Origin of the sequence: Halorubrum sp. Eb13 (genome assembly GCF_002252895.1) — an archaeon.
Lineage (GTDB): Archaea > Halobacteriota > Halobacteria > Halobacteriales > Haloferacaceae > Halorubrum.
In genome coordinates, this window is sequence record NZ_NHPE01000044.1 from 1 (window position 1) to 25,642 (window position 25,642).

Annotated in this window: 25 protein-coding genes; 13 read left to right on the forward strand and 12 right to left on the reverse strand. The window is 71.4% G+C overall.

Annotated elements, in window-relative coordinates; translation table 11 throughout:
- Positions 1-1,159, reverse strand: a 1,159-nt coding sequence (locus DJ75_RS05285) for a GTP-binding protein (RefSeq protein WP_094523227.1), incomplete at its 3' end; no start/stop codon positions are given.
- Positions 1,160-1,289: 130 nt separating this feature from the next.
- Between DJ75_RS05285 and DJ75_RS05290 the strand changes: the two genes are divergently transcribed.
- The 4 genes from DJ75_RS05290 (at position 1,290) to DJ75_RS05305 (ending at position 4,929) form a co-directional block, all read left to right on the forward strand.
- Complete coding sequence (locus DJ75_RS05290; RefSeq protein ID WP_094523229.1) at positions 1,290-1,505, forward strand: hypothetical protein; 216 nt, start codon at positions 1,290-1,292, stop codon at positions 1,503-1,505.
- 98 nt (positions 1,506-1,603) lie between these two features.
- Positions 1,604-1,900: a hypothetical protein gene (locus DJ75_RS05295; RefSeq protein ID WP_094523231.1), complete on the forward strand. Its 297-nt coding sequence runs from the start codon at positions 1,604-1,606 to the stop codon at positions 1,898-1,900.
- On the forward strand, positions 1,900-2,877 hold the full coding sequence (locus DJ75_RS05300) for a TRC40/GET3/ArsA family transport-energizing ATPase (protein WP_094523233.1): 978 nt from the start codon (positions 1,900-1,902) through the stop codon (positions 2,875-2,877). The genes DJ75_RS05295 and DJ75_RS05300 overlap by 1 nt, the downstream gene beginning before the upstream one ends.
- Before the next feature lie 162 nt (positions 2,878-3,039).
- Complete coding sequence (locus tag DJ75_RS05305; RefSeq protein WP_094523235.1) at positions 3,040-4,929, forward strand: carbon starvation protein A; 1,890 nt, start codon at positions 3,040-3,042, stop codon at positions 4,927-4,929.
- 74 nt (positions 4,930-5,003) lie between these two features.
- On the opposite strand, the gene DJ75_RS05310 is transcribed toward DJ75_RS05305, so the two are convergent.
- The 3 genes from DJ75_RS05310 to DJ75_RS05320 are packed head-to-tail and all read right to left on the reverse strand — an operon-like array spanning position 5,004 to position 6,647.
- Complete coding sequence (locus tag DJ75_RS05310; protein WP_094523237.1) at positions 5,004-5,642, reverse strand: DUF6517 family protein; 639 nt, start codon at positions 5,640-5,642, stop codon at positions 5,004-5,006.
- Positions 5,643-5,647: 5 nt separating this feature from the next.
- Positions 5,648-6,274, reverse strand: coding sequence for a hypothetical protein (locus DJ75_RS05315; protein WP_094523239.1), 627 nt, complete (start codon positions 6,272-6,274; stop codon positions 5,648-5,650).
- Complete coding sequence (locus tag DJ75_RS05320; RefSeq protein WP_094523241.1) at positions 6,267-6,647, reverse strand: cupin domain-containing protein; 381 nt, start codon at positions 6,645-6,647, stop codon at positions 6,267-6,269. The genes DJ75_RS05315 and DJ75_RS05320 overlap by 8 nt, the downstream gene beginning before the upstream one ends.
- Positions 6,648-6,793: 146 nt before the next feature.
- Between DJ75_RS05320 and DJ75_RS05325 the strand changes: the two genes are divergently transcribed.
- From DJ75_RS05325 to DJ75_RS05340, 4 genes are all read left to right on the forward strand, one after another.
- A complete protein-coding gene (locus tag DJ75_RS05325) occupies positions 6,794-7,027 on the forward strand; it encodes a hypothetical protein (RefSeq protein WP_094523243.1) in 234 nt (77 codons plus the stop codon).
- A gap of 99 nt (positions 7,028-7,126) precedes the next feature.
- On the forward strand, positions 7,127-7,813 hold the full coding sequence (locus tag DJ75_RS05330; RefSeq protein WP_094523245.1) for a DUF5828 family protein: 687 nt from the start codon (positions 7,127-7,129) through the stop codon (positions 7,811-7,813).
- Positions 7,814-7,865: 52 nt separating this feature from the next.
- Positions 7,866-8,123: a hypothetical protein gene (locus tag DJ75_RS05335; RefSeq protein WP_094523247.1), complete on the forward strand. Its 258-nt coding sequence runs from the start codon at positions 7,866-7,868 to the stop codon at positions 8,121-8,123.
- A 70-nt stretch (positions 8,124-8,193) separates the two neighbouring features.
- Positions 8,194-8,571: a helix-turn-helix domain-containing protein gene (locus DJ75_RS05340; RefSeq protein WP_094523249.1), complete on the forward strand. Its 378-nt coding sequence runs from the start codon at positions 8,194-8,196 to the stop codon at positions 8,569-8,571.
- Positions 8,572-8,575: 4 nt separating this feature from the next.
- On the opposite strand, the gene DJ75_RS05345 is transcribed toward DJ75_RS05340, so the two are convergent.
- From DJ75_RS05345 to hisB, 5 genes are all read right to left on the reverse strand, one after another.
- Complete coding sequence (locus DJ75_RS05345; RefSeq protein WP_094523251.1) at positions 8,576-10,744, reverse strand: S9 family peptidase; 2,169 nt, start codon at positions 10,742-10,744, stop codon at positions 8,576-8,578.
- 91 nt (positions 10,745-10,835) lie between these two features.
- A complete protein-coding gene (locus tag DJ75_RS05350) occupies positions 10,836-11,444 on the reverse strand; it encodes an IMP cyclohydrolase (protein ID WP_094523252.1) in 609 nt (202 codons plus the stop codon).
- Between the two features lie 431 nt (positions 11,445-11,875).
- Positions 11,876-12,466 carry a KEOPS complex subunit Cgi121 gene (gene cgi121, locus DJ75_RS05360; RefSeq protein WP_094523254.1) on the reverse strand — a complete coding sequence of 197 codons (591 nt, stop codon included), beginning with the start codon at positions 12,464-12,466 and terminating at the stop codon, positions 11,876-11,878.
- Positions 12,463-14,940 (reverse strand): ATP-dependent DNA helicase, encoded by a 2,478-nt coding sequence (locus DJ75_RS05365; protein ID WP_094523256.1) that lies wholly within the window; start codon positions 14,938-14,940, stop codon positions 12,463-12,465. The genes cgi121 and DJ75_RS05365 overlap by 4 nt, the downstream gene beginning before the upstream one ends.
- A 94-nt stretch (positions 14,941-15,034) precedes the next feature.
- Positions 15,035-15,631 (reverse strand): imidazoleglycerol-phosphate dehydratase HisB, encoded by a 597-nt coding sequence (gene hisB / locus DJ75_RS05370; protein ID WP_094523258.1) that lies wholly within the window; start codon positions 15,629-15,631, stop codon positions 15,035-15,037.
- A gap of 108 nt (positions 15,632-15,739) precedes the next feature.
- Here hisB and DJ75_RS05375 point away from each other — a divergent pair, with 108 nt between their 5' ends.
- Both DJ75_RS05375 and DJ75_RS05380 read left to right on the forward strand, forming a co-directional pair.
- The gene (locus DJ75_RS05375) at positions 15,740-17,215 is read left to right on the forward strand and encodes an APC family permease (protein ID WP_094523260.1); all 1,476 of its coding nucleotides are present in this window, start codon (positions 15,740-15,742) and stop codon (positions 17,213-17,215) included.
- A gap of 1 nt (position 17,216) precedes the next feature.
- Positions 17,217-18,062 (forward strand): universal stress protein, encoded by an 846-nt coding sequence (locus DJ75_RS05380; protein ID WP_094523262.1) that lies wholly within the window; start codon positions 17,217-17,219, stop codon positions 18,060-18,062.
- Between the two features lie 41 nt (positions 18,063-18,103).
- Here DJ75_RS05380 and hisA read toward each other — a convergent pair whose 3' ends face one another.
- Together hisA and DJ75_RS05390 are read right to left on the reverse strand one after the other, a co-directional pair.
- Positions 18,104-18,844, reverse strand: coding sequence for a 1-(5-phosphoribosyl)-5-[(5-phosphoribosylamino)methylideneamino]imidazole-4-carboxamide isomerase (gene hisA, locus DJ75_RS05385; protein ID WP_094523264.1), 741 nt, complete (start codon positions 18,842-18,844; stop codon positions 18,104-18,106).
- 135 nt (positions 18,845-18,979) lie between these two features.
- Positions 18,980-19,801, reverse strand: coding sequence for a hypothetical protein (locus DJ75_RS05390; protein ID WP_094523266.1), 822 nt, complete (start codon positions 19,799-19,801; stop codon positions 18,980-18,982).
- A 147-nt stretch (positions 19,802-19,948) separates the two neighbouring features.
- On the opposite strand from DJ75_RS05390, the gene DJ75_RS05395 reads away from it, so the two are divergent.
- Genes DJ75_RS05395 through DJ75_RS05405 form a run of 3 tightly spaced genes read left to right on the forward strand, consistent with a single transcriptional unit; the run spans position 19,949 to position 24,354 of the window.
- Complete coding sequence (locus tag DJ75_RS05395) at positions 19,949-21,286, forward strand: thiamine ABC transporter substrate binding subunit (RefSeq protein WP_094523268.1); 1,338 nt, start codon at positions 19,949-19,951, stop codon at positions 21,284-21,286.
- A gap of 7 nt (positions 21,287-21,293) precedes the next feature.
- Entirely contained in the window at positions 21,294-23,135 is a 1,842-nt protein-coding gene (locus DJ75_RS05400) for an iron ABC transporter permease (protein ID WP_176451423.1), read from the forward strand.
- Positions 23,116-24,354, forward strand: a complete 1,239-nt coding sequence (locus DJ75_RS05405) for an ABC transporter ATP-binding protein (protein ID WP_094523272.1) — start codon at positions 23,116-23,118, stop codon at positions 24,352-24,354. The genes DJ75_RS05400 and DJ75_RS05405 overlap by 20 nt, the downstream gene beginning before the upstream one ends.
- A gap of 409 nt (positions 24,355-24,763) precedes the next feature.
- On the opposite strand, the gene DJ75_RS05410 is transcribed toward DJ75_RS05405, so the two are convergent.
- Positions 24,764-25,642 (reverse strand): helix-hairpin-helix domain-containing protein (locus DJ75_RS05410; RefSeq protein ID WP_254921885.1); only part of this gene is annotated, 879 nt, incomplete at its 5' end.

A 25,642-nucleotide genomic window follows, 5' to 3' on the forward strand; every position in this document is an offset into this window, starting at 1 on the left:
GCGCGTCGTCGAGGCGCTCGCGGATCGCCGCCTCGTCGATGCCCGTGCCGATGACGACGTACTCCGTCAGGCGGTCGCCGTGCTCGTCGTCCCAGTCCAGTTCGGGCCGGTTCGAGCGCAGCATGTCGCGCTCGACGGCCGGGAGGCTCGCGATCCACGGGCCGAGCGCCGTGACCCGCACCGACGCGCCGGCCTGACCGACCTGCTGGCGCTGGTCCGTGCCCGCGACCCACAGCGTCCCCTTCGAGCGGACGACGTCTGGAGGGAGACCGCGGAGGACGGCGGCGATCCGGTCGGGGTGGAACGGTCGCCGGCGGCGATAGGTGAACGAAGTGACGCCGTACACCTCGTCCGGGTGGCGGTGGGCGCGGCCCCCCTCGCGGCCCTCGCCGTCGTGACCGGCGTGGTCGTGACCGCCGTGGTCGTCGTGCCCGTCGCCCTCCGCCAGCGCTCGCTTCCACCCGGGCAGGTCGCCGAGTTCGCCCGCGTCGAACAGCCCGACGTCGAGGATCCGGTCGGGGTCGACCGCGGAGAACTCCGCGACGACCGTCTCCGCGCCCGGCTGCAGCGCGCCCACGAGCTCGATCGCCTCGTCCATCGCCGCGTCCGTACAGAGGTCGGCCTTGTTACACACGACGAGGTTCGACACCTCGACCTGCTCGACGAGGAGGTCCGAGAGCGGTCTGTCCGCCTCGTCGTCGTCCGCCGCGACGCGCCGCTCGGGCACGTCGTCGCCGGCGAAGGCGTCGAGGAACCGCCGCGTGTCGATCACGGTCACCAGCGCGTCGACCCGGTAGCGGGCGGCCGCGCGCGACTCGGTCGTGAACAGGCGCGCGACCGGCGCGGGCTCGGAGATACCCGACGACTCGACGACCAGGTTGTCGAAGGAGCGCTCGTTCGCGAGCCGCACGACGGCGGTCTCCAGGTCGTCTTGGAGCTCGCAGCAGATGCAGCCGTTCGACAGCTCCGTGACGCCCTCCACGTCGACTTCGGACTCCTCGGCGATCAGCTCGGCGTCGACGTTGACGTCGCCCATGTCGTTGACCAGCACCGCGATGTCGCGCTCGCCGGCGTTCCGCAACAGGTGGTTCAACAGCGTCGTCTTCCCCGCTCCGAGGCTCCCCGAGAGCACGGTCACCGGGATCCGGTCGTCGTCCATGGGCGTCGGTCGGCGTGCGGCCCCTTCAACGTCGCGGCGGCGGAACCGGGGGCGCTCGCCGGGGCGGGAGGACGCCCCGCGCTCGCCGAAAGCCGATACGTTGATACGTCGCGCCCGCACACCGCCGACCATGTTCCAGTACGTGTCGGCGGCAGGGATCGCGGCGATCGCGGTGACCGTCCTGATGGTCGCCGCGGTGCTGTACCTCGTCTGGGGCTCGCTCGACGGTGACGCGCACACGCCGTCTCCGGACGTGGACGAACAGCCGGAGCTCGACGACGGCGAGGAGGCGGCAGAGTCCGACGAGCCGCAGGCCGAACTGGCCGCCGACGGCAACTCGGCCTGATCGGCCGCCGTCGACGAGCGATCGACCGCGACCCGCTCCCGATCGGCCGGCGCGTGACCGCGACAGCTTTTAACATACCCCGACCGTCACGACCGATAATGACAGTCGCAGACCGGATCGAGACCTTCCGAGCCGCGCTCGAGGAGTGGCTCCGCGGCCTCTACCACGGGATGGTCACTCACGCGGCCTACGAGAAGATCGAGAAGGAGGCCGAGGACACGGAGGACGAGTTCATGCTCGCGTGCTTCCCGGACGCGTTCGGCATCCCCTCGCCGGTCTCGTACTACACCGCCGAGCTGCTCCCGTACCTCGAAGACGAGTTCGAGGCGTGGGAGCGCAGGCTGTGGGACCGCGAGAGCCTGATGGAACGGAAGGGCCAGCAGTACCACTTCTGATGGAGCAGTTCGTCTTCTTCGGCGGCAAGGGCGGCGTCGGTAAGACCACCGTCTCCTGCGCGTACGCGTACCGCTGCGCGAACGCGGGGCTGCGGACGCTCGTCGTCTCGACCGACCCCGCGCACTCGGTGTCCGACGTGTTCGGCCAGCGGTTCAGCGACGACCCCGAGCCGGTCGACGGCGTCGACGGGCTCGACGCGATGGAGATCGACCCCGAAGACGAGATGCAGCGACACCTCCAGGAGATCCGCGAGGGGCTCTCCGAGCAGGTGTCGGCGGCGATGGTCTCCGAGATCAACCGCCAGCTGGAGATGTCACACGGGACGCCGGGGGCGTACGAGGCCGCCCTCTTCGACGCGTTCGTGGGCGTGATGCGCGAGGAGAGCGAGCCGTACGACCGCGTCGTCTTCGACACCGCGCCGACCGGGTCGACGCTGCGGCTGCTCGGGCTCCCGGAGTTCCTCGGCGACTGGATCGACCGCCTGCTGTACAAGCGCAAGCAGTCGATCGACCTGTTCGAGAAGGCCGCGATCGGCGACGCCGAGCCGCGGCGCCTGATGGACGGCGACCCGGTCTTAGAGCGGCTCCAGCGCCGCAAGGAGTTCTTCGAGTTCGCGGGCGACACGATGCGGAACGACGCCGCCTTCTTCCTCGTGTTGAACCCCGACCAGCTGTCGGTCAACGAGACGGACCGTGCCATAGAGGGGTTCACCGAGCGTGACCTGCGCGTCCGCGGCCTCGTCGCGAACAAGCTCACCCCGTCGCCGGACGAGGACGAGGAGGGGCGCGGAGCCACCTACCTGCGCGACAAAGTCGCGACCGAGCGCGAGCGGCTCAATCAGGTCCGCGAGGAGTTCGACCCGCCGCTGGTCGCCGAGATCGAGTCGCGAACCAGCGAGGTCCGCGGCGACGTGCTCTCGGAGGTCGCGGCCGCGCTCGACGTCGAGACGGGGGATCCCGTGAGCGCGCGCGAGTAAGAACCGGTGTCGACGGCGTGGAATAAACTATAGATGAGGTGAAAGGAACCGGTTTGACCCGCCTGTGTTCCTGCTTTCTTCAATCGAATCGGGTAACTATCACGGTTGAAGCTAATACTTATTACGCTGTTTCCAAACCGCGCTCATGAGGCAGGGGAACTTATGACAAGTGTAATTTGGATCACGGTCGCTGTGCTGAGCACATTCACCATCGGATACATGGGGTATTCGCGGTACCTCTCCCAGTTCGTCGAACTCGACGCCGAAACGGAGACGCCGGCGCACAAATACGAGGACGGACAGGAGTACGTACCGTCGAAGAAGCCGGTGTTACTGGGGCATCACTTCTCGAGCATCGCCGGCGGCGCGCCGATCGTCGGCCCGATCACGGCCGGCGCCGTGTGGGGATGGGTCCCCGCGCTGCTGTGGATCGCCGTCGGCAACCCGCTGATGGGGTCGGTCCACGACTTCGTCGCGCTGTCGAGTTCGCTGCGACACGAGGGGAAGTCGATCGGCTACATCATCGGCCAGTACGTGGGCGAGCGCGGGAAGGACATGCTACTGTGGTTCGCGTTCCTGACGATCATCCTCGTCGTGGCGGTGTTCGCCCTCGTGGTGGCCATCGTCTTCGACGCGTTCCCGCAGGTGACGACCGCGAGCTTCGTGTACATCGCGCTCGCGCTGGTGTTCGGGGTCTACCTGTACCAGCTGAACGGCCCGTTCGTGCCGGGGACCGTCCTGTTCGTCGCCGCCGTCTTCGGCGGCGTCTGGCTCGGCATCGAGTTCCCGTTCGCGCTGTTCCCGGCGGTCGGCGACGCGTCGTACCCCGCCGGAACGCTCGTTCTCGCGGACGCGCTCGGACTCGGGAGCGGGCAGTGGATCCCCGGGTCGTCGGCCGTCGCGATGAACCCGAACCGGGCGGCGTGGGTCCCGGTCATCATGCTGTACGCCGGGATCGCGAGCGCGCTCCCGGTGTGGACGCTGCTCCAGCCGCGTGACTACCTCTCGTCGTTCCTCCTGTACACCGGCGTCGGAGGGGCGCTGCTGGCGATCATCGTCGGCACGCTGCTCGGCACGTCCGCGCAGCCGCTCGTCATCGCCGACTCGATGGGCGCGTTCAACGGCTTCTGGGGCGTCGAGGGAGCCGGCCTCGCGCCGCTGTTCCCGCTCCTGTTCATCACCATCGCCTGCGGGACGATCAGCGGATTCCACTCGCTGGTCTCCTCTGGGACGACGGCCAAACAACTCGACAAGGAGACCGACGCTCGGCTGATCGGTTACGGCGGCATGCTCGGTGAGGGACTGCTCGCCGCGGTCGCGCTGTCGACGCTCGCGGTCGCCGGGTTCGCCGACCCCGCGGGCGGGATCGGCGCGGCGCTGCCGAACTTCGCGACCGGCGGCGGCATCATCCTCACCAGCTTCGGGCTGCCCCAGTCGTTCGGGGCGCCGTTCATGGCGCTGGTGCTCGTGAGCTTCCTGCTCACGTCGACCGACACCGCCGTCCGCCTCGGCCGCTACATGATGGAGGAAATCGTCGGGGTCCCCACCGGGGACACCGCGTCCGGCTTCGAGAACCTCACCGACGGCCCGTGGGCGGCCCTCGGGAGCCTCGCTCGCGGCCGCTACACCAATCCGCTGGTCCAGGCCGTCCCGGCGTACCTGATGGTCATCTCCGGCGAGTGGCTGACGCTGTGGGCGCTGTTCGGCGGCGCGAACCAGCTGCTCGCGGCGCTCGCGCTGTTGACCGCCACCGTCTGGCTGGCCAACTGGGACGACTCCAAACAGCTCGTCTCGACGGGCGTCCCGATGGCGATCATGACGACGATCACCGTCATGGGGCTCGCCTGGCTGGCGTTCTACAGCAACCTGTACCAGAACCTCATCCAGGGCGGAGCCGAGGGCTTCAGCTCCATCGCGTCGTCGGTCGTCCAGATGGTGCTGGCGCTGGTCCTCATCTACCTCGCCCTCTCACTGGTGAAGATCGGCTACGAGAACATCCAGTCGGCCCGCGGCGGGACCTCCGGCGCCGCCGTCGAACCGAGCGACGACTGAGCCGTCTCCCGCGGCTTCGAAGTCCGATTCTTTTTATTCCACATCCGGCCAGCGGCGCGTCTTCCCGCACCGACTCAGGCGTCGCGCGTGACCTCGCCGAACGGCGGGTCGCTCTCGACGCCGGCGGGCGCGACCGCGATCGCCGTGACGGCGTCGCCGTCGGCCCGGACCCGAGCGCGCTCCAGGTCGACGTCCGCGTCGTCGGCGGTCGCGGTCGCCGTCTCGCTCTCCGCCTCGGTCCCGAGGACCGTCCGCGTCGAGGCGCTCCGCCAGTCGGAGACCGACGAGACGCTCGCGCCGGTCGCCAGCTCCACCGCCCGCGCGGCCGACACCGCGGCGACCGGGTCTCGGACGACTTCGGGTTGCTCGATCACCGCCACGGCCGGCGCGGTGACGACCCCGAAGCGTCGGCCGTCTTCGGCGGCGTACCCCCGGCGGAACACCGTGGCGATCACCTCGCGGGTGTTCGATATCTGGACGTCGCCGGACAGATCGACCGTGATCGAGACGGTCACCGTCGTCTCCGTCGAGAGGGTCTCCTCGTATCCCCGCTCGGAGACCGCGGCGTCCGGGAGCGACGCCGGCCGGCCGGCGCTCGCCTCGATCGGCTCCTGTTCCTCGGGCAGCAGCGCGCACCCGGCGGTCGTCGCCGCGGCGCCGGTCACCGCGGTGAGGAACGCACGCCGAGGGCGCGGGGTGCGACTCGGGCGCATCGCGGTCACCGCCAGAATCGCTTCGCGAAGCGAGAGAGGAACCCCTCGTCCGGCTCCTCGACGGGCTCCCACAGACGGAACGCGCCGGTGACGTCCGCGGCCTCGCTGTCGACGATCCGCTCTTCGTCCGGCGCGACCACGATCAGGTTCACCTCGTAGTGCCCGTAGTAGCCGAACTTCAGCAGGGTGCGGTCCCGGAAGTCGTCGACGAACGCGGCGACCTCGTCGGGGATCCGATCGGCGACGAGGACGAAGGTGACGTCGGTGCCGTAATGCTCCTCGTTCGGCGTGATCCGCTCGTCGGCGACGCGGTGGCCGACGTCGACGAGCCGCTCCAGCTCCCCGACCGTCGGGCTCGTCACCCGGCGCGCGAACAGGTGCTCCATGATGTCGTGGTCCCCGTAGCTCAGCGCCGGATGGAAGAACTGCTTCTGGTTGCGCATCCGCATCTCCCCCGCGAACTCGAAGCGCTCGCCGTGGACGACCACGTCCCGATCGAGGTCGTAGCTGTACATCAGGCGGTCTGAGACGCGGTCGAGGTACTCGTCGTCGTAGTCCGGGACCTCCTCGCGGATCTCGGCCGGCAGCTCCTCGGAGTCGCGGCGGTCGCCGCCGTCGGCGGCGTCACTCATCGGCGTGATCGTACGCGACCGCGTCGCCGTCGGCGGGCGGCGCGCCGATCGCGAGCACGGTCACGGGGCCGTCGGCGTCGGCCGGGTTGTACGCGCGCTGCGGGCTCTCCGGGTCGACGACGAACAGGTCGTCCGCGGGCACCTCGTAGATCCGCTCCGGGGTCTCGACCGAGAGCGTCCCGTCGAGGACGTAGAACGCCTCCTGTTGGGTCTCGTGGTAGTGGTACGCGAGCGGGAGCTGCTCGCCCGGCTCGGCCCGGAAGCGGTTGATCGCCGCGGCGTCGAGCCCGCCCGGCTCGGAGAGCTTCCGGCACTCGCAGGGGCGGTCTGGCTTCGGCTCCACGGTCTCCGTGTCGACGACGCGGTATCCCATGTGATCTCATTCCACGGACCGATTGAAAAGCTCGTCGGGCCGGCGTCGGTCGGTTCGAGAGTCCGACCGTGCGGCGTGAAAACGCGACAGCGGCGCCGACAACGGGTTTTAACACCGTCGAACACGATCATGCGGTAGATAGTACCATGTCCGACGAGGAGATCAACGCAGAAGCGTGCGGCCGGTGCTCGATGTCGACCGTCGTGGGCGCGGTGAACGGCGACAAGGACCCGGAGGACCGCGTCGAGCACGACCCGTTCGCCGGCGAGCGAATCGAGGTCGACGAGTCCTCGATCCGCCGGGTGTCGCCCGCGGGGGTCCTCAGCGACCTCAAAGACCGCGTCGACGCGCTCGGCCGTCGGTTCTCGTACGGCAAATAGGCCGAGAGAGCGCCGACCGCGGAGCCGCAGCTGACCTGCGCGGGCTCGCGTCAGGTCGGAGAGACTTATACGCGTTCGTTTCGTAGGGGGGTCCACGCGATGGAAGAGAGCATCTCCGGCTTCAAGATGCGCGGGGACTGGGGCGACGTGGTCGAACACGGCGAGCGAATCGCATTGGCGCTCCGCGAGACGGGCGCCGACGGCGACGCGTTCTACGAGTTCGACGACTGGCGCCCGAAGTCCCACGAGCGCATCGACGAGGACGTGTCGGCGAAGACCGCCGAGCAGGCGTCCGTCGCCGAGGGCGAGGGCGAACAGGCCGGCCAGACGCCGGGTGAAGACCTCCAGACGGCCGGCGAGAAGCTCACCGAGTCCTACGAGAAGGTCGAGGAGAACGACACCGAGAGCGCGATGGAGAGCTGGGGCGAATCGATCGGCCACGTCGCCCGCGCGGCCGACTCGGCGAGCCGCAAGGCGCTCCGGAAGGTGGAGGACACGGTGTACCGGAAAGTGATGACGCAGATGGCACCGTACTACTTCGACAACGAGCTCGTCAGCGCCAACATCCAGGAGGTCGGCCGCGGCGAGGACGGCGAGACGTTCGAGTTCGAGGTGAACGTCAACGATGACGAGCTGAAGGCCGAAGTGAGCGAGATCCTCGACGAGTACGAGTCCGAGATCGACCGCTGGCACGTCGAGACGGAAAAGCGCACGGACGACGTCGCCGCCGCCGAGGGCGTCGAGCCCCCGGAGACGGAGGGCGGTCCGGACTCGACGATGACGTGACTCGCGAGCGCGGCACGGACGGTTTTAATTCGACGACGCGCGAAGAGCGCGTATGAGCGAGGTACTCCGGATCGAGGCCGGCGAGCTGTCGGCCGACGAGATCATCGACGCCCTCAACGACGGCCGTCGGATCCTCGTCGATGTCGAGGTCGCCGGCGGGCGCCACGAGGTCGTGCTCCGGTACGACGGGGAGACGTATCACTGCGACACGCCGACCAACCTTCACCGCCATGCGGAGGAGGACGAGATGCGCGGCTGTATCGACCGGATGGGGTACGCCAGCGCCGACGCCGGCGTCGACGGCGACTGAGTCGGGCGCCGACCCTCGGCCGCGGTCCGCCGATGACGACTTTTAACCCGACCGCAGCCGAACGACGCCCATGAGCGACCCCGAGATCGAGGACCTCGTCGGCGACGTCTCCCCCTCGTTCGAGCACGTGCTCTCCTGCGTGTTCGGCATTCGAGACCACGAGAGCCGCACGTACCTGACCCTGCTCGATCACCCGGGGAGCACCGTCGCCGAGCTCGCCGAGGCCCTCGACCGGGACCGGTCGAACGTGAACCGTTCGCTGTCGACGCTGCGGGACAAGGGGCTCGTCGAGCGCCGCCGCCGGCTGCTCGACTCCGGCGGCTACGTCTACCAGTACACCGCGGTCCCGGTCCCGGAGGCGAAAGAGCGGCTGCACGAGGCGCTCGACGAGTGGGTCGAAGGCGTCCACGCGGCGATCGAGTCGTTCGATCCCGACGGCTCGTCGTGAGGCGCTACGCTTCGCCGGCCTCGCCGCCCGTCTCGTCGGCCTCGTCTCCGTCGCCCTCCGCCTCGCCGTTGTCCGCCGCGCTCAGCCCCGCCTCATCGGGACGGTCGAGCGCCCGCGGCGCGTCGTGGTGCTCGGAGTAGCCGTCGAACCAGCGAGCGATCCGCTCGATGCGGTCGACGACGTGCCCGGGTTCCCCGGAGCGGGAGAGCTCGTGTCCCTCGCGCGGGTACCGCACGAACCGCGTGTCGACGCCGTTCTTCCGGAGGATCCGGTGGTAGAGCTCCGCCGTGCAGATCGGCGTCCGCGTGTCGTCCTCGCTGTGGATCAACAGCGTGGGCGTGTCGACCGCGTCGGCGTGGCCCGTCGGCGACTGCTCCCACAGCCAGCCGGGCTCCTCGGACGGGACCGTGTCGAAGTCGCCCTCGAGCAGCTTGTACGCGCCGTCGGTCGAGCCGTAGAAGCCGGTGAGGTCGTACACGCCGCGCTGGGAGACGGCCGCGCGGAAGTAGTCGGTCTGCCCCACCGTCCACGCGGTCATGAACCCGCCGAAGGAGCCGCCGGTGACGAAGGCGTTCGTCTCGTCGACGGACGGGCGCTCCGCGACCGTCTCCACGCCGGCCATCACGTCGGAGAGGGTCGCGTCGCCCCAGTCGCGCTCGATCGCCTGCATGAACGCCTCGCCGTAGCCGGTCGACCCGCGCGGGTTCGACCAGAAGACGACGTAGCCGCGGGCCGCGAGCGTCTGGAACTCGTGCCACATCGTCCCCGCGGTCGACCACATCGCGTGGGGGCCGCCGTGGATCTCGACCGCGAGGGGGTACTCCTCGTCCGTCTCGCCGTCCGCCCCGTCGACCGCCTCGCCGTCCGAGTCGAACTCCGGCGGCGTCATCACCCACCCCTGGATCTCCGTCCCCTCCGACTCGAACCGTATCTCCTCGGGCTCGCCGATCGCGCGATCGGCGAGGTAGTCGGCGTTCAGCTCCGTGAGCCGCGTCGTCTCGCCGCCCCACGCGTCGTGCGCGAAGACGTCGCCCGGGTGGTCCCACTCGCTGGCGGCGACCGCGACGGTCACCTCGCCGGGGCCGGCGCCGTCGTCGCCGCCGACGGTCGCGCCGGAGACGGTCCCCGGCCGGAGGAGGCGCTCGGGGGCCGCGCTCCCGTCGGCCGGGACGTGCCACAGCGCCGTCTTCCCCTCGTCGGGGGTCGCGAAGTACAGCGTCGCGTCGTCGGGACCCCACTGCGGCGCGGCCTCGTAGCCGAGCCCGCGGTCGATCCCGTCCGTGAGCTCGGTCACGTCGCCCGTCTCGCGGTCGACGACGCGGAGGTCGACCGGCTGCATCGACACCTGCTCCGGCTCGGCGTGGGTGAAGGCCACTCGCCCGTCCGCGGTCGCCGCGATCGCGGCGCCCCAGCCGGTGGTCGTGTGGACGCGCTCGGTGTCGCCCGTCTCGAAGTCGTGCGCGCGGATCGCGATCTCCGCGGAGTCGTCCGGGTCGTCGCCGACCTCCTCGGCGAAGTAGAGCGTGTCGGCGTCCCCCCAGTCGGGCGCGGCGAAGTCGGCGTCGCGGTCGGTCACCCGCTCGACGCCCTCGGCGGGGTCCGCCGCGGTCGCGCCGTCGACGTCCGCGTCCGCGTCGACGACGTACACGCCCGACCGCCGCCCGTCGAAGAAGCGCTGTCCGGAGCGGTAGACGGTGCGGTCGATCACGCGCGGGTCGGGGTGGTCGTCCGGCTCGTACTCCTCCGGCACCGACAGGTCCCGGCCTTCCTCGCGGTCCTCGGCGGTCACCGACTGGACGAAGGCGATCCGGTCCCCGTCCGGCGACCACGCGATCTCCGAGACGCCGCCGACGACGTCGGTGACCCGGCGGGCCTCGCCGCCGTCGACCGGGAGGACCCACAGCTGCTGGGTGTCGTCGTCCGCCCCCCGCGTCGACGTGAACGCGATCCGGTCGCCGGACGGGCTCCAGCGCGGCTCCGCGTCGGAGCCCTCGGCCAGGGTGAGCCTGCGGGGGTCGCCGCCCGCGACGTCGACGAGGAACACCGTCGACTCGACGGTCTCGTCGTCGGTCGGCTGGCGTCGCAGGAAGGCGACCCGGTCCCCGTCGGGCGAGATCCGCGGGTCGGCGGGCGTGGCGATGTCGTGATAATCGGCCGCGGTGACGCGCTCCATGGAGGCGGGTCGGCCGCCGCGGTCAAAAGGCGTCGGGAGCCGGAAAAGGGGTCGGCCGGGACGTCGCGGACGCCCCGCCTCGGGCGGCCCGCTACGCGTCGCCGTTGTCGAGCGCGAGCGTCACGCCGTCGTCGTCGACGGTCGCGCCCGCGGCGCACACCGGGTGCTCGAAGTCGGCGCCGAGGACCTCGCTCGCGGCCGCGCCCGCGTCCGGACGCTCGTCGTTCGCCGCCGCGAGGGCGTACGGCTCCGGGCTGTCGGTCTCGTAGGTGGCGACGATCGTCGGCTCGTCGACGGCCTCGACGAGCAGCGCGTCGCGGCGGACGACGCCGACCGTCGCCGTCTCGCTCCCGACGACGCCGGCGATCCGCGGCGTGTCGTAGTCGTCCTTCTCGAAGTCGAGCGCGAGCAGCGGCGTCGCCAGCGCGTCGCGCGCCGGGTACCCCAGTTCGAGCTTCTCCGCGATCGGGTCGACGTGCGAGCCGTTCCCGACGACCGCGAGCGGCTCGTCGGTCGGGGTCCGGACCGCCCGCGCGCAGTTGTACGAGACGTACGGATTGTCGGTCTCGGAGGCGTCCGGCGTCGGTCCGACCGTGAGGGTCCCGCCGCGGTCGAGCACGCGCCGGTTCGGGAACGAGCGCGAGGAGACGCGGTAGGCGCCGATTCCGGGGGCGACGACGACGAATCGTCCGACGTACATACAGCTTCGTGGCCATTCGGACGAGTAAAACGCATCGATATGCGCACGTTCTTCGATCAGATCCCGGTCGCGGAGGAGGCACCCGGCTCTCCCACCGCCTGTGAACGCGTGACAGAGGGCCGGCGACGCGCAACGCTTACAAACACGCACAGGCTATCGATGGTTGCGCACAGTCCATTGGGGTAGTGGCCAATCCTGTTGCCTTCTGGGGGCAACGACCCTGGTTCGAATCCAGGATGGACTATTCTCGCGGTTCGCCCGTCCTCGATCCAAACGCGGCGTCCCCCTCCGCTTCGTCTGCGGGGGTCCGTTTCGCGTGGATCGCCTCGTTCCGCTCGACCGCTCGCTTCGTCTGGACTCGAACACTTCCTACGTACCGCGGTTTCCAGTGGAAGCGAAGGGGTATGGGAATCGGTCACCCGCGTTCCCGGTCACTTCTCGACGTCGAGCAGCGCCACCCGTTCGCGGACGACGTCGGCCAGGTCGCTGGCGGTCGCCGCGAGTTCGCGGTCGGAGACGCCGTAAAACTCCGTCACTCGTTCCCGATCGAACTCGGCGGCGGCGGGGGGAGCCGTCAGCCGCTCGACCGCTCGCTCGGCCGCGTCGAGGTCCGCGGCGGGTCGGTCCGCGCCGTCGACGCCGCCGAAGTCGGCGACCAGCACGACCGCGCGCTGTTCGCCCTCGGAGACGCCCAGCGCCAGCGCGCGGTCGATCTGTCGACGGCCGGCCGCGTACAGCATGATCTCGACGCCCGGGTCGCGAGCGACGGCCTCGCCGCGGGCGATCGCACGGGCGGCGAGGCGGACCGCGGCGCGGAGGTGAGCGTCGGAGACGACGAGGTCGGCGTCGAACGCCTGCACGACCGCGCCGGTCTCGTCGGCGATTCCGTCGAGGCGCGCGAGGAAGGCGTGGAGGTCGTCGATGGCGACCGTTCCGCGGACGAGGCGGTGCGGCGGGGTCGACGGGTCGGGGCGGCCGTCGTCGGACCCGGTATCAGGGGTCGTTTCCGTCCCGTCGCTCACTCGAAATCACCCAGGCTCGCCTGCCCGTCGCCGTCCTCGTCGCTCGCGGAGCCCGCGGTCGCCGCCGCCGAGGCCGACTTGTCCGGACGCACGTCGTCCATCGACGGGTCCTCGCGCCCCGCGTGTTCGAGGATGCGCTCGGCGGTGCGCTCGCGGCCGCGGAGCGCGCCGAGCACGACCGCCTTGTCGGCCTCGCGGAGGTCGGCGCGCGTCTCGACGCCGGCCTCGTACAGCCGGCGGGCGCGCTTCCGGCCGACGTTCCGGACCCCAGCTAAGTCGAGCAGCTCCTCGCGGACGCCGTACTCGATCCGCTTGCGGGCCTCGCGGACCGCGACGACGACATCGCCGTCGACGTCCTCTACGTCGCGCGCGAGGGTCTCGGCCGCGCGCAGCAGCCACTCGGCGGTGTCGACCTTCCCGCGGATGTCTCCCGGGCCGACGCCGTACCGCTCCGTGATGCGGTCCTCGTCGACCTCGTTCGCCCAGTCCTCGAGGAGGCGGGCCGTCTTCAGCGACGCGAGCCAGTCCTCGAAGCGCACGTCCTCGTACTCGGAGGGCACGTCGCCGAGGAACTCGCCCTCGCGCTCGTAGCAGAGCTCGGTGTACGTCTCTCTGTCCCCCGACTTCAGGTAGAGCTCGTACATGTCGGGCGTGCGGCTGACGAGGTGGTAGAGGCCGAGCGGGGTGACCTGGGGAGCGGCGGGGTCGGCGTCGCCGTCGGCCGAGTCGCCCGCGGCGTCCGCCGTCTCGCTCTCGTCGCCGTCCTCCCCGGCTCGCGCGTACGTCCCGAACCCGGGCTCGTCGGCGTCTCCGTCGCCGTCGGCCGTCATGACGAACTCGCCGTCGTCGCCTCCCGCGCCGGCGACACCGCGGGCCCCGGCGTCCCCGACCGACCGCAGCCCGTCGATCATCTCCGCGGCGCTCATCGGATCGAGGTAGAGCCGCGAGACCGTGTGACCGATGCCGGTCGCGATCAGGCTCTCGCTCCCGCCGTCGCGGTCGCGCTCGACGAAGTCGTTGACGGCGAGGTAGTCGAGCACGGTGTCGGTGACGGCCGCGAGCCGCCCCTCGTCGTCGGTCTGGGTCGCGTAGAGAGTGTTGTCGAGGAAGGAGAGGAGCCCGTCGCGGGTGGAGGCGAAGCCGGAGGCGACGGTGGCGAGCACGTGGGTCCGGAGCGCGGGCTCGGCGGCGAGCTTCGACCGGACCGGCTCGGGGTCGGCCCAGAGGTACCGCTCGAACAGCTCCTCTTTCGTGTCCGCGTCGTTCGCGAGCAGCACCGCCTCGCCGTAGGGGTCGAGTCCGGGCCGACCCGCGCGCCCGCACATCTGGTGGACCTCCAGCACGTCGAGGGGTTTCATCCCGCCGAACTCCCCGTCGTAGCGGCGCCAGTCGCGGACGATCACCCGGCGGGCGGGGGTGTTGACGCCGGCGGCGAGCGTCGGCGTCGCGGAGATGCACTTGATGAGGCGGTCGCGGAACGCGTCCTCGACGAGCGACCGGTGCTCGCTCGCGAGCCCCGCGTGGTGGAACGCCGACCCCTGCGCGACCGCGTCGGCGAGGTCCTCCGACGTGTCCGTGTCGGAGACGCCGCGGATCTCCTCGGCGAGATCGCGGAGGCGGTCGCGCTCGTCGTCGGTGAGCCGCGACCCGGTGACGTCGGTGAGCTTCCGGGCGGACGACTCGGCGTTGCGCCGGGAGTTGACGAAGACGAGCGAGGAGCCGCCCTGCCCGTCCTCCTCGGTGTCGAGCGCGTCGGCGACGAGCCGGGCGGTCTGGTCCTCGCCGCGCTCGACGGGGACCTCCCGCTTGCTCCCGTCGGCGAAGTCGACGGCGTTACCGAAGTGGACGCCCATCCGGAGGTCGATCGGGCGCCAGTCCGACTCGACCAGCCCGGCGTCGAGCCAGTCGGCGATGACGTCGGCGTTGCCGACGGTCGCCGAGAGCGCGACCGTCTGGAGCCCGGGGTTCACCTTCCGGAGCTTCGCGAGGGTCACTTCGAGGGTGGGGCCGCGGTTCGGGTCGTCGACGAGGTGGACCTCGTCGCTCACGACGCAGGTGAGGTCGTCGATCCACGGGGCGCCGTTGCGGATCAGCGAGTCGACCTTCTCCGAGGTGGCGACGATGACGTCCCGCGTGGCGAGCCACTCGCCGTCGGACTCGTAGTTGCCGGTGGAGACGCCGACCGTGACGCCGTGGTCCTCCCAGCGCTCGAACTCGGTCTTCTTCTCGCTGGCGAGCGCGCGCAGCGGGACGATGTACAGCGCCTTGCCGCCGCGCTCGATCGCCGACAGCATGGCGAGCTCGGCGATCAGTGTCTTCCCGGAGGCCGTCGGGACCGCGGCGACGAGGCTCTCGCCGTCGACGACGCCGGCCTCGACGGCGGCCGCCTGCGGCGGGTACAGCTCGGCGACGCCCTCCGATTCGAGCGCCTCGCCGACGCCCGCGGGGAGCCCGGAGAGCGAACTCGGTTGCATTGGTGGAGGGTGGGTCCCGACCCGATTTAAACCGTCGGAACGGCCCGGTGGCGGGGGCCGCGCTCGTCTCCTCACGGCCGACCCGCCGCTTCCGCTACAGCTCGCCCTTCGTGCTCGGCGTGTCGCTGCGGCGCTCGTCGAGCCGCGTCGCGTCGTCGAGCGCCCGTGCGAGGGCCTTGAACAGCGCCTCGACCTCGTGGTGGGCGTTGTCTCCCCGCTCCACCGCGGCGTGGAGCGTCAGGCCGGCGTTGTGCGCCAGCGACAGCGCGAAGTGGTCGGCCATGACGCTGGTGAACCCGCCGATCGACGCCTGCGAGAACGCCCCGTCGAACTCGTAGTACGGGCGCCCGGCCACGTCGACGACGACGCTCGCGACCGCCTCGTCGAGGGGGACCCGTCGGTCGGCGTACCGCCGGATGCCGCGCTTCTCGCCGAGCGCCTCGTCGAACGCCTCGCCGAGGCAGATCGCCACGTCCTCGACCGTGTGGTGGTCGTCGATCTCGGTGTCCCCGTCGCACCTGACGGTGAGGTCGAAGAGGCCGTGTTTGGCGAACGACGCCAGCATGTGGTCGTAGAAGCCGATCCCGGTGTCGATCTCGCTGTCGCCGTCGCCGTCGATCGCGAGGGTGAGCTCGATCGTCGTCTCGCTCGTCTCGCGGGTGACGGCGGCCGTCCGGTCGTGATCGCTCATACCGGCCCGTCGCGGCGGATTCGTAAGTCGGTTGCGGGTGGGCGGACGGCCGACGGCACCCGACCGGCGGAGGATATTTGTCACGCCAGTGAATCGTCTCGGCACGGCATGGACAGTTCAGACCCCCCCGACTCGTCCGGCCCGTCCGCCGCCTCTGGCCCTCCCGACGCGTCCGGACCGACCGACGGCTCCGGCCCCTCGCGCGCCGGCGTCGAGGTCCCAGACACGCTCGCCGCCGTCGTCGACGCCGACACCGGGGAAGGGGAGCTCGAACGGACCATCGGCCTCGTGGGCGGGCTCGCGATCGGCGTGGGAACGATGATCGGCGCGGGGATCTTCGTCTTCCCGGGGCTGGCGGCCGAGAACGCCGGTCCGGCGGCGTCGCTCTCGTTCGCGATCGGAGCGGTCATCGCGCTCCTCGTCGCGCTGCCGGCGTCGGAGCTCGCCACGGCGATGCCGCGCAGCGGGGGCGGCTACTTCTTCATCTCGCGCGGACTGGGGACCGCCGCCGGCGCGGTCGTCGGGCTCGGGCTCTGGCTCGGCCTCGTGTTCGCCGCCGCGTTCTACCTCGTCGGGCTCGGCAGCTACGCGGGACAGGTGTTCCTCGAAGCCGGGATCGCGCTCCCGATCGACCCCGCGGTCCCCCTCGGCGTCGCGTTCGGCGTCGGTCTCACCGTCCTCAGCCTCTTCGGGACCGAGAACACCGCGGCGCTCCAGAACGGGATCGTGATCCTGCTGTTGGTCATCCTCACGCTCTTCTTGAGCTACGGCTCGCTCGACGCGCTCGGCGTGTTCGGCGCCGAGCGCGTCCCGGAGCGCTTCTTCCCGCCCGGCGGGACGCTGCCGGTGCTCCAGACGGCGGCACTCGTCTTCACCTCCTACCTCGGCTTCGCGCAGGTCGCGACCGTCGCGGGCGACATCACGGAGCCGAGCCGGAACCTGCCGCTGGCGATGGTCGGCTCCGTGCTCCTCGTCGGCGTCTTCTACGTCGTCACGATTTTCGTCGCGACGAGCGCGTTCGGCAGCGCCCGCCTCGGCGAGTTCGGAGAGACCGCGATGGTCGAGGTCGCGCGGTCGTTCGTCGGGCTCCCGGGGGCGCTGGCGATCGTCGTCGCCGGGCTGTTGGCGACCTTCTCCAGCGCGAACGCCTCGATCCTCAGCGCCTCCCGCGCGGTGTACGCGGTGAGCCGCGACGAAATCATCCCCGAGACGGCGAGCCGGCTCAACCTCGCGTACGGCACCCCCCACGTCGCCCTCGGGCTCGCCGGCGGTCCGATCGTCGTCCTGGCCGCGACGGGGCAGGTGGCGCTGCTCGCGGAGGTCGCCTCGTTCCTCCACCTCGTGATGTACGGGCTGATCTGCGTCGCGCTGATCCAGCTCCGGCGGGAACGGCCGTCGTGGTACGACCCGGCGTTCCGCTGTCCGGCCGGGTTCGCCGTCGCCGGCGTCGGCGGGCTCGCGAGCTTCGCGCTCATCGCGTTCATGCAGCCGGCGTCGATCGGCGTCGGCGCCGCGATTATGATCGCGGCGTACGGCTGGTACCGATACTACGCGACGGACGTCGAACTCAAAGGAGACTTCTGAGATGACCGACACACCCACCGAGGACGGCGAGGAACAGACCGAGACCGGGGACCGACAGGCGACCGGAGAACAGCCGGGGCCTGAAACGCCGACCGGAGAGCAGCCGGAGCCGGACGCGCCGACCGACGTCGGTCAGCCGTCGGTGCTGGTTCCCCTGAAACTGCTCGAGGGCGAATCGCTCCCGAACGGTGTCCCGGAGCTGCTCGCGAACGCCCGCGTCGTGCTGCTCGGGTATCACGTCATCCCCGAGCAGACGGCGACCGAGCAGGCGCGGGAGCAGTTCGGCGAGAAGGCGATGTCGAAGCTCGGCGAGTTCGCCGACTCGCTCGCCGCGGCCGGCGCCGACGTCGAGACCCGGCTCGTGTTCACTCACGACGAGGCGACCACGATCGACCGGCTCATCTACGAGTACGAGTGTCTCGCGGTGCTGGTCCCGAACAGCGCGGAGCGCGTCGACTCGGTGCTCGTCGCGCTCCGCGGGACGGTCGGCGTCGGGCGGAACACCCGGCTCGTCGCCGGGCTGTTCGCCGACGCGGGCGTCGACGTAACGCTGTATCACGCCCTCAACGAGGGCGAGTCCCCCGACGACGGGGAGTCGTTCCTGAACGGGGTACGGGCCGACCTCGTCGAGCGCGGCGTCGCGGCCGACCGGATCGAGACGCTCGTCGAAGACGCGGACGCCCCGCTCGACGCCATCGCGGGCCGGGCCGAGTCGCACGACGCGGTCGTGATGGGCGAGACGGACCCGTCGGTCACGACGTTCGTCTTCGGGATGCCGTCGGAGCAGGTGGCCGAGCGCTTCCTCGGGCCGGTGCTGGTCGTCCAGCGCGAGCGTCCGGAGGAGTAGTCGGCGGCCGACCGAGGGGCGACTTCGCGGGACCCGCCGTCTCAGACGTCGTCCGCGGCCGCCTGCGCCTCCCGCAGCGTGAACCGCCCCTCGTACAGCGCGGTCCCGACCACGACCGCGGCCGCGCCGGCCCCTTTCAGCGCCGCCGCGTCCTCGACGGTCGCCACGCCGCCGGAGGCGATCACCGGGACGTCGACCGCGTCGACGACGCTTTCGACCGCCTCGCGGTCGATCCCCGCTAACTGTCCCTCGACGTCGACGTTCGTGAACAGGATCGCGCCCGCGCCGAGCTCCTCGTAGCGCGTCGCGGCCTCGGCGGGGTCGAGGCCGGTCCCCTCGGTCCAGCCGCTCACGACGACCTCGCCGCCCTTCGCGTCGAGGCTGACGACGACGGTTCCCGGGTGGCTCTCGTCGATCTCGGCGACGATCTCGGGCGTCTCGACCGCCGCGGTCCCGAGGATGACGCGGTCGAGACCCATATCCAGGAGCTCGCGCGCGCCCTCCGCCGTGCGGATGCCGCCGCCCAACTGGAGGCCGACCGCGTCCGGGACGCTCCGGACGACCGACTCGATCGCGTCGGCGTTGACGCGCTCGCCCTCGAACGCGCCGTCGAGGTCGACGAGGTGGAGCGTTTCCGCGCCCGCCTCGATCCAGCGGTCGGCGGCCTCGACCGGGTCGCCGTACCGCTTGCCCGTGCCGCGCTCGCCGCCGACCAGCTGGACCACCTCGCCGTCCTGGACGTCGACCGCCGGGATCACCTCGAACTCGGGGAAACCGCTCATACCCGTCGAGAGTCGCGGGCGCGGATTAAACGAGTCGGTTCGGGCGGCGAGGGGCCTCAGGGCGCGACGGGGGAAGGTACCGTCGAGGCGCGAGGGTCGTGCCGGCGGCCGCGCGCTTCAGACCGCCGGCGCGCCTCACTCCACCGAGACGATCAGCACGGAGATCTCCTCGTCGAACGCGGCCGGGTCGGTCGCGAGCGCCGCCGCCGCCTCCGCGTCCGCGATCGATTCGACGACGGTCTCGCCGTCGAGCGACCCGGGGACGGCGTCGCCGATCACCGCCGTGACCGCCTCGGAGGGGAACGCGCCGCCGGCCACGAGGACGTCGGTGCCGTCGTGCCAGACCGCGAGCCGCGCCGTGACGCCGACGGCCTCGTCGACCGCGGTCGTCGAGCCGTCCGGGAGGGGCGCCTCCCCGTCGAGCGCGAACTCGCCCGCGAAGCGCCACGCCGTCGCGGTGTGGCCGCCGACGACGGTGGTGGTCCCCTCGTCGACCTCTTCGAGGCCGTCCGTCCCGGCGCTCCGGAGCCGCGCGCGGAACGCGTCGACCGCGGCCGTCTCCACTTCCGCCATCAGCCGGCCTCTACCGACGCCCGCCGGCAGTCCGTCGAGGGCGGGCCGAAGGTCGATCCGGGTCGCGAAGAAGACCACCGGTGACCCGCTCGCGTCGAACGTCTCGTCGAGCGCCTCGGCGACGGAGACGTACTCGTAGATCAGCGTTCGTTCGAGCGCGCGCACGGTCGCCGGGCCGTACGCCCGCTCGAAGACCGCGCTCTCCGACTCGTCGAGGAGCCGCCAGCCGTCGTCGATCCGCTCGTTCGTCACGGTCGGCTCCGGGACCGGCCCCTCCCGAGCGCCGAGACAGCCCGCGAGACCGAGCGCCGTGGCGCTCGCCCCCGCGGCGAGGAGTCGACGGCGCGTGCGTCCGCTCGGGTCGCCTCCGGACGAGTCGTTCATACGGATCCGGAGGCGCGCCCCGATAAATCGGTATCGCCGAGAATATCGGAACAGATACCGCCGGACCGAGGGAGGCGGTCGCCGGCCTCGTCGACCGCCCGCCACCGACACGGATCCCTTATAACCACCGAGTGTGACAACCGAGTAATGGCAGACGACACGGACGCGGCCACCGGTCCGGACGCGGTCACCGACGAGGGCGCGGTCAGCGACGGGGACGCGGTCGCCAGCGGCGAACCGAGCGCGTCGCGGACGCGGCGGGGGACGGACCGGCCGACCCGCCGCCGGTTCCTGGCGCTCGGGGGCGCCGCGGGCGCCCTGGCGCTCGCCGGCTGTAGCGCGCAGCAGACGGGCGACGACGGGGGCGACGGCGGCTCGAGCGACGGGGCGGACGGCTCGGACGGCTCGAACGAGACCGACGGCGACGACGGATCGGACGGCGAGGGCGGCGACGAGGAGACCCCCACGCTGACGGTCGCGACCTACACCAGTTTCATCGACGCCCCCTCGGTGAGCCCGGGAGAGTGGCTCAAAGAGGAGTTCGAGTCGCGCGTCGACGCCGAGCTGGAGTGGGCGACGCCCGACAACGAGCTGAACTACTACGTCGAGCGCGCCGCCTCGGGCGTCTCCATCGACGCCGACCTCTACGTCGGTCTCACGACCGAGGACCTCGTCCGCGTCGACGACCAGCTCGACGACGGGCTGTTCGCCGAGCGGGGCGAGGTGGGCGGGTTCGGCGACGTCCGCGACGGGCTCCTCTTCGACCCGTTCGACCGGGCCGTTCCCTTCGACACCGGCTACGTGAGCCTCGTCTACGACGGCACGGCGGTCGAGGCCCCGGAGACGTTCGACGGGCTGCTCGCCGACGAGCACAGCGGGGCGCTCATCGCGCAGAACCCCGGCGGCTCCTCGACGGGGCGCTCGTTCCTGCTGCACACGATCCACCGCTTCGGCGACGGCGGCGTCGCGAGCGACGGCGACGACGAGGCGGTCGAGGGCGGCGACGGCGACCCCGACTACGACTACCTCGACTACTGGGCGGACCTCCAAGCGAACGACGTCCGCGTGCTCGGCTCGTGGGACGACGCGTACACCGCCTGGAGCAACGGCGAGGCACCGATCGTCGTCTCCTACTCGACCGACCAGGTGTTCGCTGACATGGAGGGAGCGAACCTGGAGGAACACCAGATCCGCTTTTTGAACGATCAGGCGTACGCGACCCCCGAGGGGATGGCCGTCTTCGCCGACGCCGACGAGCCGGCGCTCGCCCGCGAGTTCATGTCGTTCATGCTGGAGCCGGACGTGCAGGGGCAGATCGCCCAGCGCAACGTCGCCTTCCCCGCGACCGACACCGCGACGCTCCCGGACGACTACGCCGAGCTCGCCCAGGAGCCGGCCGAACCGGTGACGTTCACGTACGACGAGCTCCAAGGCTCGGTCAGTGAGTGGATCGACGCCTGGGAGCGACAGTACGCCGGGAACTGAGACCGGCGTGACCGACCGCCGCAGCGGCGCCGGAGAGGCCTCGAACCCCGACGCCGGCCCGAGTCGCCGTCGCGTCCGGTCGCTCCGCGACCGGCTCGAAGGGCGCCTGCTGACCGCGCTCGCGGTCGTGACGAGCCTCACGCTCGTCGTCGCCTTCTACTACCCGGTCGGGACGGTCCTGATCGAGGCGGTCGTCGTCGACGGCGTCGCCACGCTCGCGGTGTTCGCCGAGCTGGTGCGCGACCCCTTCTATTTCGGCGAGCTCGCCCGACTGTTCGCGGGCGAGTCCCCGATCGCGGTCGCCCGCGCGCTCCTCGGACCGGACCGCCGGCTCGGGATCGTCGGCTTCACCGCGTACCAGGCCGCCCTGTCGACGGTCGCCAGCGTCGCGCTGGGGCTCCCCGCGGCGTACCTGCTCGCGCGCTTCGAGTTCCCCGGCCGCCGGACGCTCCGGTCGCTGACGATCGTCCCGTTCGTCCTCCCCTCGATCATGGTAGCGGTCGGCTTCGTCGCCACGTTCGGCACCAACGGGACCCTGAACGCCGTCCTGTCGGCGCTCGGGCTCCCGCCCGTCGACCTCATGTTCTCGCTGCAGGCGATCGTGATCGCCCACGCCTTCTACAACGCGCCGCTCGTCGCCCGGGTGACGACCGCGGCGTGGGAGTCGGTCGACGCGCGCGCGGTCGAGACCGCTCGGAGCCTCGGCGCGGGGCCCGCCCGGGCGTTCCTCGACGTGGTCGCGCCGCAGGTGTACCCGGCGGTCCTGACGGGCGCGGCGCTCACCTTCGTGTTCACGTTCGGCACCTTCCCCATCGTGCTCGCGCTCGGCGGCTTCCAGCTGGCGACCGTCGAGGTGTTCGTCTACCGACTCGTCCGCGATCTGAGCTACGCCGAGGCGGCCGCGCTGGCGATCGTGGAACTGGTCATCTCGCTCGGCGTGCTGCTCGCGTACCTCCGCTACGAGGCGCGCAACACGGTCAACGCGCGGGGCGCCCGCCCGCTCCCGCGCAGACCCCTGCTCCCGGCGGCGCCGTCCGCGCGGGAGGTCCTGCCCCGCGTCGGCCTCGCCGCCTACGCGGTCGTCGCGGCGGTGCTCTTCCTCGCCCCGATCGGCTCGATGGTCCTCGCGAGCGTCACGGGGGGCGACGGCGCGCTCACGCTGGAGCACTACCGGTTCCTCGTCGACCGCCAGCGGACGGGCGCGGCGTTTCAGGTGCGGCCGTGGCCCGCGATCCGCAACTCGCTCGCGTTCGCGTCGGCGGCGACGCTGATGGCCCTCCCGATGGGGGTCGTCGTCGCCGTGCTGACGACGCGGCGGTACCGCGGGCGGAAGCTGGTCGACGCGGCCGCGATGGCCCCGCTCGCCGTCTCCGGAATCGTCGTCGGCCTCGGACTCCTCCGGGGACTCGTCTTCGGCGTCGAGGTCGCCGGGTGGCGGATCGCGGCGACCGGCGCCGTCGCCATCGTCGTCGCGCACGCGGTCGCCGGCTACCCCTTCGTCGTCCGGACGGTCGCGCCCGGGCTGGAGGGGTTGGACCGCTCGCTGATCGAGTCGGCGCGGGCGCTCGGCGCGTCGCGGGCGCGGGTGATCCGCGACGTGGAGCTCCCGCTCGTCTGGCCCGGGGTGGTCGCCGGCGCGGCGTTCGCGTTCGCGGTCTCGATCGGCGAGTTCACGGCGACGGTGGTGCTCGCGACCGGCGCGGACGCGTACACGATGCCGGTCGCGATCGAGCGGTTCATCGGGCGTCGGCTCGGACCGGCGACCGCGATGGGCGTCGTCCTCCTCGTCGTCACCGGGCTCAGCTTCGTCGTGATCGAGCGACTCGGGGGTGAGCACCGTGGACTTTGAGGAGGCGGCAACCGACGCCGCCGCGTCCGCCGAGCCCGCCGATGCCCCGCCTGCCGCCGCGTCCGTCGACGCCCCGCCCGCGGTCGAACTCGACGGCGTGACGAAGCGCTACGGCGACACGGCCGCCGTCGACGACGTGAGCCTCCGGGTGCGCGAGGGGGAGTTCTTCACGCTGGTCGGCCCCTCCGGCTGCGGGAAGACGACGAGCCTCCGGCTGATCGCGGGGTTCGAGGAGCCGACCGCGGGGACCGTCCGCTTCTTCGGCGAGTCGGTCGCCGGGGTGCCGCCCGAGGACCGCGACGTGGGGGTCGTCTTCCAGAACTACGCACTGTTCCCGCACATGACCGTCGGCGAGAACGTCGGATACGGGCTCAACTTCGCCGACCCGCCCGAGGGGGTCACCCGCGACGAGCGCGTCGCGGAGCTGCTCGAACTGGTCGACCTCCCGGACGCCGCCGACCGCGAGCCGGAGAGCCTCTCCGGGGGCCAACAGCAGCGCGTCGCGATGGCGCGGGCGCTCGCGCCCGGCCCGGACCTCCTCCTCTTAGACGAGCCGATGAGCGCGCTCGACGCGCAGCTCCGCGAGCGGCTCCGGGTGCAGGTCCGGCGGATCCAGTCCGAGCTCTCGATTACGACCGTCTACGTCACCCACGACCAGGAGGAGGCGCTGGCGATCTCCGACCGCGTCGCGGTGATGCGCGGCGGGACGCCCGAGCAGGTCGCGCCCCCGCGGACGGTGTACCGCGAGCCGGCGACCCGGTTCGTCGCCGAGTTCGTCGGCGACAACAACGTGTTCTCGGGGCGGGTCGTCGACGTCGAGGACCGAGTCACCGGGGAGGACGGAGACGAGACGAGCAACGGAAACGAGACGAGCAACGGAAACGAGACGAGCAACGGAAACGAGACGAGCGATGGAGTCACCCGCACCGCCGCCGTCGACGCCGGGGGCGAGACGCTCCGCGTCGCGCTCGACGGCGCCGCCGACGTCGCCGTCGGCGACCGTCTCGCCTTCTGCGTCCGTCCGGAGTACCTCCGGATAGACGGCGGCGAGAACCGGATTCGGACGACGGTCGCCAGCGCGGAGTTCCTCGGCGAGACGACTCGGGTGACCCTCGACTGGGGCGGTCGCGACCTCGTCCTCCGGACGCGCGACCCCCTCTCCGGGGAGGTCGTCGTCGGCTTCGACCCCGAGGACGCGCACCTGATCGACGGGGCGTGACGAGGGAGCGCTCGTCGACGCCGAGACGAGTCCCCGTAGCGGTCGCGCGCCTCGGCCCCGGCTCCGCTGCGCTCCGTCTACCGCGCGTCTGCCAAGCAAAGATGGTGATGATTAAATCGATATATAACGTATTTTTTGAGAGAATACGTCAGGATTTCGAGAATCTTTTCCATATACGGCCATAATTTTCCAGCACAATGAAAAATAGTACGTCGAATCTCGAACGAGGCCCCGAACGGCTGAAAGACAACCCGCGACCCGAGGATCTCGAGGCGGCGACCAGTCCGGCGGCCCGCCTGCTGGCGTGGCTCCGCTCCTGATTTTTCGCGCCTCCGTTTCCGATAGCGGTCGCAAGTCGTAGAGGAATCGAGCGGCTTCGACGCGAAGCGCGCGCCCGCCGCACCGTTTTTCAGAGGCGCTCGCGGAGCGTCTCGGCCGTCGCCTCACCGATGCCGTCGACGTCCGTGAGGTCGGCGGCGGACGCCTCACGCACGCTCTCGACCGATCCGAACCGCCGGAGGAGCCGGCGGCGGGTCTCGGGCCCGACGCCGGGCACGTCGTCGAGGACCGTCTTCACCTCGTCGCGGACGGTCTGGTGGTAAGAGACGGCGAAGCGGTGCGCCTCGTCGCGCACGCGCTGGAGCAGGTGGAGCTCCGGGGCGTCGTCGTCCCAGCGCCGGGTCCCGGTCGGGGTGACGACCAGCTCCTCGGCCTTCGCGAGCGCGACCGCGGGCACGTCCCAGCCCGTCTCCGCGAGCGCGTCGCGGGCGGCGCCGAGTTGGCCCTCGCCGCCGTCGACGAGGAGCAGGTCGGGGTCGGGGCGGTCGTCTCGGCCCTCGATCGCGCGCTCGGCGCGCCACCGGATCAGCTCGCGCATGTTCGCGTAGTCGTCGTTGCGGTCGGTGAGCTTCTTCCGGCGGTAGTCGGCGGTCTCGGCGCTCCCGTCGACGAAGCAGACGTCGGAGCCGACCACCGCGGTCCCCTGCGCGTGGCTCACGTCGAACCCCTCGATCCGGGCGGGGCGGTCGACCCCGAGCCGCTCGCCGAGCGCGCCGACGGGGTCGTCGCCGCCGCCGCGCTTCCGGGCGTTCTTCAGCGCGAGCTCGACGAGCTTCGCCTCTCGGCCCGCGCCGGGCACCCGGACCGAGACCCCCTCGGCCTCCAGCCAGTCGACCACGTCCGGGTCGGACGGGCGCTCGGCCAGGAGGACCGCGTCCGGGAACTCGCGCTCCGCGTAGTACTGCGTCAGGAACGCGGACAGCACCGCGGCGGGGGTGTTGGCGTCGGG

Excerpts from the sequence above, each read along its gene's own strand:
- DJ75_RS05390 (WP_094523266.1), bottom strand. The coding sequence starts at position 19,801 with ATGAACGACTCGTCCGGAGGCGACCCGAGCGGACGCACGCGCCGTCGA.
- DJ75_RS05350 (WP_094523252.1), bottom strand. The coding sequence starts at position 11,444 with ATGTACGTCGGACGATTCGTCGTCGTCGCCCCCGGAATCGGCGCCTAC.
- DJ75_RS05295 (WP_094523231.1), top strand. The coding sequence starts at position 1,604 with ATGACAGTCGCAGACCGGATCGAGACCTTCCGAGCCGCGCTCGAGGAG.
- DJ75_RS05340 (WP_094523249.1), top strand. The coding sequence starts at position 8,194 with ATGAGCGACCCCGAGATCGAGGACCTCGTCGGCGACGTCTCCCCCTCG.
- hisB (WP_094523258.1), bottom strand. The coding sequence starts at position 15,631 with ATGAGCGATCACGACCGGACGGCCGCCGTCACCCGCGAGACGAGCGAG.
- DJ75_RS05305 (WP_094523235.1), top strand. The coding sequence starts at position 3,040 with ATGACAAGTGTAATTTGGATCACGGTCGCTGTGCTGAGCACATTCACC.
- DJ75_RS05325 (WP_094523243.1), top strand. The coding sequence starts at position 6,794 with ATGTCCGACGAGGAGATCAACGCAGAAGCGTGCGGCCGGTGCTCGATG.
- DJ75_RS05315 (WP_094523239.1), bottom strand. The coding sequence starts at position 6,274 with ATGAGTGACGCCGCCGACGGCGGCGACCGCCGCGACTCCGAGGAGCTG.
- DJ75_RS05380 (WP_094523262.1), top strand. The coding sequence starts at position 17,217 with ATGACCGACACACCCACCGAGGACGGCGAGGAACAGACCGAGACCGGG.
- DJ75_RS05300 (WP_094523233.1), top strand. The coding sequence starts at position 1,900 with ATGGAGCAGTTCGTCTTCTTCGGCGGCAAGGGCGGCGTCGGTAAGACC.
- DJ75_RS05345 (WP_094523251.1), bottom strand. The coding sequence starts at position 10,744 with ATGGAGCGCGTCACCGCGGCCGATTATCACGACATCGCCACGCCCGCC.
- DJ75_RS05320 (WP_094523241.1), bottom strand. The coding sequence starts at position 6,647 with ATGGGATACCGCGTCGTCGACACGGAGACCGTGGAGCCGAAGCCAGAC.
- DJ75_RS05330 (WP_094523245.1), top strand. The coding sequence starts at position 7,127 with ATGGAAGAGAGCATCTCCGGCTTCAAGATGCGCGGGGACTGGGGCGAC.
- DJ75_RS05395 (WP_094523268.1), top strand. The coding sequence starts at position 19,949 with ATGGCAGACGACACGGACGCGGCCACCGGTCCGGACGCGGTCACCGAC.
- DJ75_RS05335 (WP_094523247.1), top strand. The coding sequence starts at position 7,866 with ATGAGCGAGGTACTCCGGATCGAGGCCGGCGAGCTGTCGGCCGACGAG.
- DJ75_RS05365 (WP_094523256.1), bottom strand. The coding sequence starts at position 14,940 with ATGCAACCGAGTTCGCTCTCCGGGCTCCCCGCGGGCGTCGGCGAGGCG.
- DJ75_RS05290 (WP_094523229.1), top strand. The coding sequence starts at position 1,290 with ATGTTCCAGTACGTGTCGGCGGCAGGGATCGCGGCGATCGCGGTGACC.
- DJ75_RS05375 (WP_094523260.1), top strand. The coding sequence starts at position 15,740 with ATGGACAGTTCAGACCCCCCCGACTCGTCCGGCCCGTCCGCCGCCTCT.
- hisA (WP_094523264.1), bottom strand. The coding sequence starts at position 18,844 with ATGAGCGGTTTCCCCGAGTTCGAGGTGATCCCGGCGGTCGACGTCCAG.
- DJ75_RS05310 (WP_094523237.1), bottom strand. The coding sequence starts at position 5,642 with ATGCGCCCGAGTCGCACCCCGCGCCCTCGGCGTGCGTTCCTCACCGCG.